The sequence below is a fragment of the Atopococcus tabaci DSM 17538 genome, from assembly GCF_000429585.1.
GTDB classification, from domain to species: Bacteria; Bacillota; Bacilli; order Lactobacillales; family Carnobacteriaceae_A; genus Atopococcus; species Atopococcus tabaci.
This window is the reverse complement of the sequence record NZ_AUCD01000082.1, coordinates 1-9,035: the sequence shown is the minus strand read 5'-3', so window position 1 is coordinate 9,035 and position 9,035 is coordinate 1. Positions and strand designations below refer to the sequence as shown.

Genomic DNA, 9,035 nt, shown 5'->3' with positions numbered 1-9,035 from the left:
TGCGTGAGTGGGAGTGTCCTAATTGTCATACCCATCATGACCGAGATATTAACGCAAGTTTGAATCTTAAAAATGAAGCCATAAGGCTTCTAACCGTAGGAACTACGGGGATAGCCTAATCAATAACTAGCCGATAGGCTGGTGTTCTTAGGAATCCACTATGGCTTTAGCCTAGTGGTAGTTCAAATGCAAGGATTTATGGAAAAGGCCGGCCACTGCTGCTGTTGCACGGGAATGGAGAAACACACCAAATTTTGGATGCTCAAATCCGTTATTTCTCTTCCTTTCGTCAAGTGATTGCCATGGATACCCGTGGACACGGAAACACAGGCGCGGGGTCGGGAACGTTGATTTTCCATCGCATCGCAAACGATATCATCCGGCTGTTGGATTACTTAAACATAGAGTCGATTCAAATCATTGGGTTCAGTGATGGAGGAAATCTTGCCCTCTACACGGCGAAACATTATCCATACCGAGTGAACGAAATGGTGATTGTAGGGGCGAATTTTTCTCCAGATGGTATGCTCCCGAAAGTGTTGAAAGAAACTGTATGGGAATACCGAATGCAACGTGTGATGGGCACACTCATTCCTGCTATACGTAAAAAAGCAGCCGTTACAAACTTGATGTTGGACGAATTGGCATTGAGAAGAGAAGATTTGCCGACTATACAACAACCGGTTTTGGTTGTGGCCGGATCACAGGATATGATTTTGGAATCACATACACATGAATTGGCAAAGTTGCTGCCGAACGGCAGGGCCAATATCGTACCGGGGGCTTCGCACTTCTTAATGATGGAAAATCCGGAAGAGTTTAACCGGTTGGCGTCAGACTTTTTAAATTGAAAAAGAACAGACGAAGAGTCGTCTGTTCTTATAAGGCCGCTTTTTTGTCTGTTTGGACGACCAAACGAACAAGTTTTTTGCGTGGGATGAATTCGAAAGAAGCTTCGCTGTAAATGTTTTGCTGTAGTTGATGTTGTTGCGCCAGGAATCCAGCTTCCAAAGAAAAGGACGGCTCTTTTGATTCCATCCGTGAGAGAACGATGTCTCCTGAAAGTATGTATTGAACCGTTTGCTTTTTCGCCGACGATTGAGTGAGTGTGCCAAAGCCATATGTATGGAAAAATTGAATGGTGGCTGCTTCGTTTTCCAACGGATGTTGGCGAGCCAATTCTTTTCCCGCCCAATACAAAATGGCGGAATGTTCTTCGCCAAGCAGATTGGGGAGAAGTTGATCTCTTAACAACCGGAGACCGGAAATGGGTTCTTGTTCTTTTTGAACCTCTTGCATTTCTTCGACAAATTGTTCGTTATCTTGAATGGTCACATTCTTCACCTTGCCCTTTCCAAGACTATAATTATACAGAAAAAAATGTCGAAGGACTATAGTTTTTGGGGATTCCTTCGCCAAACAATAAAAATAACGATAACGTGAATGTAAAAGACTGATAAAACTTTAAAAATGATTGAGGTTAGAACTATGACAAAACAAGCAATCGGAATGATTGATTCTGGGGTAGGCGGATTGACAGTGATGAAGGAAGCCATGAAGTTGATTCCAAATGAATCCTTCTATTATTTGGGCGATACTGCCCGCTGTCCGTATGGCCCCAGACCATTGGAAGAAGTAAAAGAATTTACGTGGCAGATGGCTGAGTTTTTAATGGAAAAGAACATTAAAATGCTTGTGATTGCCTGTAACACAGCAACTGCTGCTGCTTTAGAATTTCTGCAAGAAAACCTCCCCATCCCTGTGGTGGGAGTCATCCAATCAGGCAGTCAAGCGGCGGCTGGTACGACCCAGGCGAAACGAATCGGCATTCTTGGAACGGAAGGAACTGTCAAAAGCGACGTTTACCCACGCTCCATTCACAAAGAAGACGAAACCATCGAAGTGTTCAGCTTGGCGTGTCCACCGTTTGTTCCGTTAGTGGAAAACAATACTTACGATGGAGAAGAGGCCAAAAAAGTAGTGGCAGACACCCTGTTGCCGCTAAAGGATAAACAACTGGATACAGTTGTGCTTGGCTGCACTCATTACCCAATTTTGCGCCCGCTGATTCAAGAAGCACTGGGCCGGAATGTCCAATTAGTGGACGCCGGAGCAGAGACCGTGAAAACAGTGAAGCAACTTTTGGGAGAATTGAATATTGCAGCCAACCCTCTGGGGGGCAAACCAGAATGGAAGTTTTTTACAACCGGTGCTGCCCAGCCTTTTAAAGAATTGGCCGAACAATGGCTTGAGGAACAAGACTTGAATGTCCAGCATATAGAATTGGGGGAAGAATGAATGAAAGACAATGAATTAAACCAAACCCATCAAACAGAGAATGCCCATTGGCCAAAAGAAGTGGTCATCGCCACAAACAATATGGGGAAAGCCAAAGAGTTTGAAGCGATGTTTGCGAAAAAAGGAATGAAAATCAAAACATTGCATGATTTTCCGGATATTCCCGAAGTAGAAGAAACCGGAACAACTTTCGCGGAAAATGCATTGTTGAAAGCAGAGACGATTGCGGACCGGCTGCAAAGAATGGTGTTGGCGGATGATTCTGGATTGAAAGTGGACGCACTTGACGGACAGCCGGGAGTTTATTCCGCCCGGTATGCGGGAGAAGACAAAAATGACGCCTCCAACAATGCCAAACTGTTGCATGAACTCGCAGGATTACCGAAAGAGAAACGCACTGCCCAATTTCACTGCACTTTGGCGGTGGCGGCTCCCGGAAAAAACAGCTTGGTGGTAGAGGGAGAAGTGGAAGGCCTGATCCTGGGTGTTCCTAGAGGGGAGAACGGCTTTGGCTATGACCCGCTGTTCTTTGTTCCGGAACTGGAAAGAACGATGGCCGAGTTGGAATCGGAAGAAAAAAACCGTGTGAGTCATCGTGCAGCAGCATTGAAAAAGTTAGACCAAGAACTCGACGAATGGCTTCAAAATTCTTAAAGAAGGAAGGCATACGATGAAACTACTTGCAGTTAGTGACAACCATGGCGATCGGTATATTCTTACTGAGTTAATCGATATTTACCATGATGAAGTGGACGGCATGATTCATTGCGGGGATTCTGAACTCAGACCATCTGACAGCGTGTGGGATTCTATGACGACTGTTCGAGGGAATATGGACTTTACAGACGAATATCCTGTGACACGAATTGAAATGTTCAATGAGCCGGTGTTCGTGGCACATGGGCACCTTCATCATGTGAAAAGGTCGCTTGCCCCTCTCGCAGACGAGGCAAAGCAAGCGGGAGCCCGTTTTGCTTTTTACGGCCATACCCATGAACCGGCAATTGATTTTCAAGACGGAGTCTGGGTAATCAATCCCGGCAGCATTGCACAGCCTCGAGGAAAAAATCTCCATAAAACATACGCACTTGTGGAGGTGACAGGCTCGACTGGCTCGGTGCGTTACTTTGATGAAAATCACAATGAAGTAAAAACGTTGACCGCGAGTCTTTTTGTTTGAGCAGAAAATGATAAACTCCTATAATCAATAAGGGCTTTTCCTTTCTTTTGTAAAAAAATCCTCATTATTATCTAGTTTTATCCTACACGGACTCGATGTAGTGTACAATAGAAGTGAGAAAAGCGCTTTCAAGGAGGATAAAAAATGATCAGCAAAAAGATAGCAGAAATATTAGTAGAAGATATGGAACAATTTGTCACACCATCTGATGAAGTGGCGCATCTTCGGTTGTCGCACAAATTGGATCACGCATTATTGATTTTGACCAATGTGGGGTTTTCCGTCATACCGGTATTGGATGACGATATGAAGTTCAAAGGTTTGGTGTCCATGCCGGGCGTCATGCGGGCGATTATGGACGTGGAAGATGTCAACTTTGATAAGTTGGGGGACATCACTGTCGAGAGTGTGTTGGAACACCACTACGCTGCAGTTACATATCCTTTTGAATTGGAGGATGTACTGCGTTTGTTGGTTCACCATGCATTTGTTTCTGTAACAGAACCTGATGGCACTTTTATTGGAATCATCACACGAAGCGAATTGCTGAAAGGAACCAACCGACTGGCACATGAGTTGGAAAACATGTATGACTTGGTCGAAAAAGAATTTCGTACCATGGCATAGAAAAAAACACTGGAGAAGCGCAAACTTCTCCAGTATTTTTATTGTGCATTAAAGTCATAATTAATGGCCGGAAGCTCCACACCGGATGTAGACAAAGCTTCGATATACTCTTCGAAAAAGGTGTTGTTTACGTCCCATTGTTTGCCATTTTCGGTGTACATAATCACTTGTGCAGCTATTTGTCCGTTTCCTACAGGCACAAATGAAATCGTCGAAGGCGGGGTGGTGATTTCAGGGAACTGTGGAACCAACTCCGCATTGACTTGTTCCATGATTTTTCGAACGTTTTCGAGGTCGGTCCCCGGGAAGAGACGAATTTGAATCCGGACCCTCATGTCTGAACGAGATCTGTTGCTGACGACTAGAATCTCACGGTTAGGAATGTAATGAACCGTACCGTCAAAGTCTTTCACTTGTGTAGTTTTTAAATTAACATCCAATACTGTTCCAGAAACATCGCCGATGGTGACGTTGTCTCCAATATCCAGCTGCTTTTCCAGCAAGATCATGAAGCCGTTGACCACATCACTCACAAAACCTTGTGCACCCAACGACAAAGCCAAACCGATCACCCCAGCCCCGGCAAGCAGGGTACCGACTGGAATCCCAATGATCTCCAGTACTGTATACACAGTGAAAAAACCAAGGATGGCATGGAAAACATTTTTACTGACATTATAAAGGGTATTGTAGCGGTTGGGAACGGCATTCCGTTTCACTGTGTATTGTTTGAAAGCTAAATCAATTAAGTATCCGCCAATTTTTTTCAATCCCCAAAACAGCAACAAAGAAAACAAAATTTTAATAGACCCGGCAATGAAAGAAACCAAAAAACTCTGCCAGTCGATAGTGTCAAGAAACTCAATGAAAAAATTCGTTTCTTCTGCGACCTTGTCGACGATTTCTTCAGTCATTGAACTATCTGTTGAACTTCCCATATAAGAAAAACTCCTTTCAAACGGTGCGAGTGACACTTAAGATGATATAAGACTGTAACACGCGCATATCCGTTTTATTCGTTACAGTCTTCTCTATATATTACCATCTCTCCCAAAAAGTACAACCGATTTTAAAGAACAGAAACAACAAACTGCATACATAAACAGCACTTTTTCGACAGGTCAGGTTGAGAATCGAAGGATATTATACAAGCCGTGTCGTATTGTTTGATTTTGAGATTTTGATGATGGTATCCTATACATGTAAGCAAGGAAGGAACCGCTGTCTTACTGTTCGCATCGTTTTACTGGCGGTGCGGCATGTGAGGGCGGAAAATAAAATATTAAAGAAGGAAGTGGATCTTATGAGCGGTGGAGAAATTGCTGCATTGATTGCTGCTGTTGCGTTTGCGGTGTTGGTTGCAGCCCTTATTTATTTCATTTTCAAAGTTGGAAAAGTTGTTGGACAACTCAACACGACTGTTGAAGAAGCCAACAAAAGTCTCAGCACCATCACGAAAGATGCAGACCACCTGATGGTAGAGGTGGAAGGGTTGCTGAATAAAACCAACACTACATTGGATGATGTGAATGGGAAATTAGGTCTGACAGATCCTTTGTTCCAAGCGGTAGGAGATTTAGGTATGACGGTGTCTGATTTGAACCATGCTACCCGTAAACTGACGAGCAGCTTGACGACTGTCAGCAAACGCGGCGCACAAGGCGGAATGGTGAAGAAAGTCGGAGACACAGCAATGAAAATGAACGAAAGAAGAAAGCACCAAAACTAAGTGATATCTATCTCTAAATAAATGAATCAGAATCATACAAAGGAGAGTAGAACGATTATGGCGAAAAAAAATGGTGGATTTCTAAAAGGAACACTTTTCGGAGCCGCAGTTGCAGGGATTGCAGCATTATTGTATGCGCCGAAATCAGGAAAAGAACTTCGTAAAGATTTGAACCAACAAGCCAATATGGCTAAAGATTCAGCGAAAGACTATGTAGACATCGCAAAAGAAAAAGGAACTGAATTGAAACAAACTGCCCAAAAAGCCGGTTCCGAGTACATGGACACCTTGAAACAAACCACTGACAAAGTGAAACAAGATTTGTCCGGCACAGCAGGAGATTTGAAAGAAACAGCTGTGGATGTAAAAGAAACATATAAAGAGAGCATGGAAAAAGAAAAAGAAATTGCAAAAGATGCTGCCGAAGATGCAAAATCCACGATGCAAGAGGATAGCCAGAAAAAAAAGAAAGATAAAATCACAGAAGATAGAAAATATACTTCTTCTACATTGAAGGACGATGTAGAGCGTCGTACAATGGAGTATGCGTATGATGAAGAAAAAGCAGGAGAGAGTCTGGATGAGCAATATAATCCAGCGAACGTCTCTTCAGAACAAACCCCATCTGATACAGATGTTGATGATAGAAAAACAACGAACACAAACGTTGGAATCTAATAGAAGACAGTAAAAAGATACCGCCTGCCACAGGCGGTATCTTTTTGGTTTACTTGAATAAACAAATTAAATTTCCTTGTATTCTTTTGGTGTATGGGTAAACGATACACATCCCTCTTTGGTGACATACACGCAGTCTTCAATTCGCACACCAACAGATCCTGGGATATAAATACCTGGTTCAATTGAAAAACACATACCTTCTTCAAGGATGAGGTCATTTCCCTGCATAACATTTGGGAATTCATGAATCAACTTACCGATTCCGTGTCCAAGTCGGTGCGTGAAGTAGGGGCCGTATCCAGCATCTTCAATGACTTTTCTGGCAGCGGCATCCAAATCGCTGACTGGAACACCCGGACGAACCATGTTTAGAGCTGTCAAATGAGCTTGAAGTACTACATCGTAAATGTGTTTGTGTTCATCGGAGACCGAACCGAAAGCGACTGTACGCGTCACATCGCTTACGTATCCTTCGTGTATTGTACCTAAGTCAAACAAGACCAGTTCATTTTTTCGAAGTTGCTGTTCGCCGGGGACACCATGAGGACTGGCTGCGTGATCTCCGAATAAAACTTCCGTAGCAAAGCTCATTTCAGAGACGCCTTGTTTTTTCAGTTGGTATTCAATTTCAGCCACCACTTCTTGTTCGGTGATTCCTTCACGTAAACTGTCAAAACCAATTTTCAAAGCTAAGTCTGCAGTACGGCCTGCTTGCTTCATTTTCTCAATTTCTTCAGGCGTCTTCACAACTTTCAACTCCTGTAAAAGGGAAGTGACATCTTCATATGCTGCATCAGGGAATAGTTTGAGGAGTTCCTTAAATCGGCTTAGAGAAAGGCTGTCTTCTTCCAAACCTATTGTTGAAAGAGAAGAGCGGCGCTCCATGATGGCTTGTTGGATAATGGTGAACGGATCCTCATGATCTTGGTAGCTGTAAATATCATACATCCAGCCGCTTTGCCGGGCATCGTCCGCTTCTAAAGCCGGTGTGAATAAGAACGGATCTTGATTGGAGAAAGCCACCAATGCAAGAACACGCTCATGAGGGTCACTTTCAAAGTCAGAAAAGTATGCCACATTCACTGGAGATTGCAAAAAGACCGCATCGATTTGTCTTTCTTTTAATGTTACTTGGAGCCGTTGCAGTTGACTGTTCATAGTTTCCATTCCTTCTTTCTGAAAATAATGCGTTTTTATGGATAAAAAGCTTGTGGTTATTGTATCATACTTGTGAAGAAGAAATTTTGAAAATTGGCAGTGAGGCACCTTGAAAGAAAGCATGAAATTTTCATGAAAATAACGAAAACCGTTTGCAATTGAGAGATTACTCTGTTACATTAGTCGTATCTTATAAAATGGGATAGTGAAACCAAAACAGAAGAGGAGATTGGGAATGGAAAAACAGACCATCACAATTTATGATGTGGCTCGAGAAGCAGGCGTTTCTATGGCTACCGTATCTCGAGTAGTGAATGGAAACCCAAACGTAAAACCAACCACACGAAAAAAAGTATTGGATGTAATTGAACGATTGGACTACCGCCCTAACGCAGTAGCTAGAGGATTGGCAAGTAAACGAACAACGACAGTAGGGGTTATCATTCCTGATGTCACCAACTTGTATTTCTCTTCGTTGGCTCGTGGAATTGACGATATTGCAACGATGTACAAGTACAACATCATTTTGGCAAACTCTGATGAGAACGAGCAGAAAGAAGTTTCTGTATTGAATAACCTGCTTGCAAAACAAGTGGATGGGGTTATCTACATGGGTAACCGCATTACAGACGACTTGAGAGCAGAATTCTCTCGTTCCAAGACACCGGTTGTATTGGCTGGGACAGTTGACCCCGATGAACAAGTTGGAAGTGTCAACATTGACTACAAAGCCGCTACAGAAGACAGTGCCGCTCACTTGCTGGCAAACGGTCACACACGCGTGGCATTTGTCACTGGGAAATTGAGTGACCCGATCAACACGTATCGTTTGAACGGATACAAACAAGCGCTTCAGGCTGCTGGGGTTGAGTATGACGATTCTTTGGTTATCGAATCAGAGTATTCTTACAAAGAAGGAGAAGCAGTTTATAAACTGATCAATGAAGCCGGCGCAACCGCGGTGATTGTGACAGACGATGAATTGGCCATCGGAATTTTGAACGCTGCTTTGGATAACGGAGTTTCTGTTCCGGATGAACTTGAGCTGATCACCGCAAACAACTCACCAATCACAGAAATGGCTCGTCCGCAAATCAGCACCATTGTCCAACCATTGTACGACTTGGGCGCAGTAGCGATGAGATTGTTGACGAAATTGATGAACAAAGAGGAAATCGATGAAAAAACCATCGTTCTTCCATATACTATTGCCCAACGCGGCACAACTACTTCATTCGACGAATAAAATATTGAAAAATCCCCGTTCTTGAAGTGACCCCTAAAAGTTAGACACGGTTATTTCATTTAGGCAGCTTGGTTAAAATGAGTTCGGTACTGCACCGGACTCATTTTTAATTTTGC

Annotated in this window: 11 protein-coding genes and 1 pseudogene; 9 read left to right on the top strand and 3 right to left on the bottom strand. The window is 43.2% G+C overall.

Going from position 1 to position 9,035, the window contains the following annotated elements; all coding sequences use genetic code 11:
* Together G470_RS14265 and G470_RS13390 are read left to right on the top strand one after the other, a co-directional pair.
* A partial coding sequence (locus G470_RS14265; RefSeq protein ID WP_156908070.1) for a zinc ribbon domain-containing protein occupies positions 1–119 on the top strand: 119 nt, incomplete at its 5' end.
* Positions 120–224: 105 nt separating this feature from the next.
* Positions 225–851, top strand: coding sequence for an alpha/beta fold hydrolase (locus G470_RS13390; protein WP_276202786.1), 627 nt, complete (start codon positions 225–227; stop codon positions 849–851).
* Between the two features lie 28 nt (positions 852–879).
* Here the strand turns inward: G470_RS13390 and G470_RS0110360 are convergent, their stop codons facing one another.
* Positions 880–1,335: a DUF2507 domain-containing protein gene (locus tag G470_RS0110360; RefSeq protein ID WP_156908068.1), complete on the bottom strand. Its 456-nt coding sequence runs from the start codon at positions 1,333–1,335 to the stop codon at positions 880–882.
* A 153-nt stretch (positions 1,336–1,488) separates the two neighbouring features.
* Here G470_RS0110360 and racE point away from each other — a divergent pair, with 153 nt between their 5' ends.
* From racE to cbpB, 4 genes and pseudogenes are all read left to right on the top strand, one after another.
* Entirely contained in the window at positions 1,489–2,298 is an 810-nt protein-coding gene (racE, locus tag G470_RS0110355; RefSeq protein ID WP_028274747.1) for a glutamate racemase, read from the top strand.
* Positions 2,299–2,352: 54 nt separating this feature from the next.
* Positions 2,353–2,952: pseudogene (locus G470_RS0110350) on the top strand (XTP/dITP diphosphatase); the annotation flags it as partial.
* Between the two features lie 16 nt (positions 2,953–2,968).
* Positions 2,969–3,478, top strand: coding sequence for a YfcE family phosphodiesterase (locus G470_RS0110345; protein WP_028274745.1), 510 nt, complete (start codon positions 2,969–2,971; stop codon positions 3,476–3,478).
* Between the two features lie 144 nt (positions 3,479–3,622).
* Positions 3,623–4,105 (top strand): cyclic-di-AMP-binding protein CbpB, encoded by a 483-nt coding sequence (gene cbpB, locus G470_RS0110340; protein ID WP_028274744.1) that lies wholly within the window; start codon positions 3,623–3,625, stop codon positions 4,103–4,105.
* Between the two features lie 38 nt (positions 4,106–4,143).
* On the opposite strand, the gene G470_RS0110335 is transcribed toward cbpB, so the two are convergent.
* Positions 4,144–5,043, bottom strand: a complete 900-nt coding sequence (locus G470_RS0110335) for a mechanosensitive ion channel family protein (protein WP_051258546.1) — start codon at positions 5,041–5,043, stop codon at positions 4,144–4,146.
* 365 nt (positions 5,044–5,408) lie between these two features.
* Between G470_RS0110335 and G470_RS0110330 the strand changes: the two genes are divergently transcribed.
* Positions 5,409–5,834: a DUF948 domain-containing protein gene (locus G470_RS0110330; protein ID WP_028274742.1), complete on the top strand. Its 426-nt coding sequence runs from the start codon at positions 5,409–5,411 to the stop codon at positions 5,832–5,834.
* Positions 5,835–5,891: 57 nt separating this feature from the next.
* A complete protein-coding gene (locus G470_RS0110325) occupies positions 5,892–6,512 on the top strand; it encodes a YtxH domain-containing protein (RefSeq protein ID WP_028274741.1) in 621 nt (206 codons plus the stop codon).
* Between the two features lie 66 nt (positions 6,513–6,578).
* On the opposite strand, the gene G470_RS0110320 is transcribed toward G470_RS0110325, so the two are convergent.
* Positions 6,579–7,673, bottom strand: coding sequence for a M24 family metallopeptidase (locus tag G470_RS0110320; protein WP_028274740.1), 1,095 nt, complete (start codon positions 7,671–7,673; stop codon positions 6,579–6,581).
* 235 nt (positions 7,674–7,908) lie between these two features.
* Here G470_RS0110320 and ccpA point away from each other — a divergent pair, with 235 nt between their 5' ends.
* Positions 7,909–8,919: a catabolite control protein A gene (ccpA, locus tag G470_RS0110315; RefSeq protein WP_028274739.1), complete on the top strand. Its 1,011-nt coding sequence runs from the start codon at positions 7,909–7,911 to the stop codon at positions 8,917–8,919.
* The last annotated feature ends 116 nt before the right edge of the window (positions 8,920–9,035 follow it).

What these genes read in the sequence shown, in the direction of transcription:
- G470_RS0110325 (WP_028274741.1), top strand. Translation starts at nt 5,892, where the DNA reads ATGGCGAAAAAAAATGGTGGATTTCTAAAAGGAACACTTTTCGGAGCC.
- G470_RS0110330 (WP_028274742.1), top strand. Translation starts at nt 5,409, where the DNA reads ATGAGCGGTGGAGAAATTGCTGCATTGATTGCTGCTGTTGCGTTTGCG.
- G470_RS0110320 (WP_028274740.1), bottom strand. Translation starts at nt 7,673, where the DNA reads ATGAACAGTCAACTGCAACGGCTCCAAGTAACATTAAAAGAAAGACAA.
- G470_RS0110335 (WP_051258546.1), bottom strand. Translation starts at nt 5,043, where the DNA reads ATGGGAAGTTCAACAGATAGTTCAATGACTGAAGAAATCGTCGACAAG.
- ccpA (WP_028274739.1), top strand. Translation starts at nt 7,909, where the DNA reads ATGGAAAAACAGACCATCACAATTTATGATGTGGCTCGAGAAGCAGGC.
- cbpB (WP_028274744.1), top strand. Translation starts at nt 3,623, where the DNA reads ATGATCAGCAAAAAGATAGCAGAAATATTAGTAGAAGATATGGAACAA.
- racE (WP_028274747.1), top strand. Translation starts at nt 1,489, where the DNA reads ATGACAAAACAAGCAATCGGAATGATTGATTCTGGGGTAGGCGGATTG.
- G470_RS0110345 (WP_028274745.1), top strand. Translation starts at nt 2,969, where the DNA reads ATGAAACTACTTGCAGTTAGTGACAACCATGGCGATCGGTATATTCTT.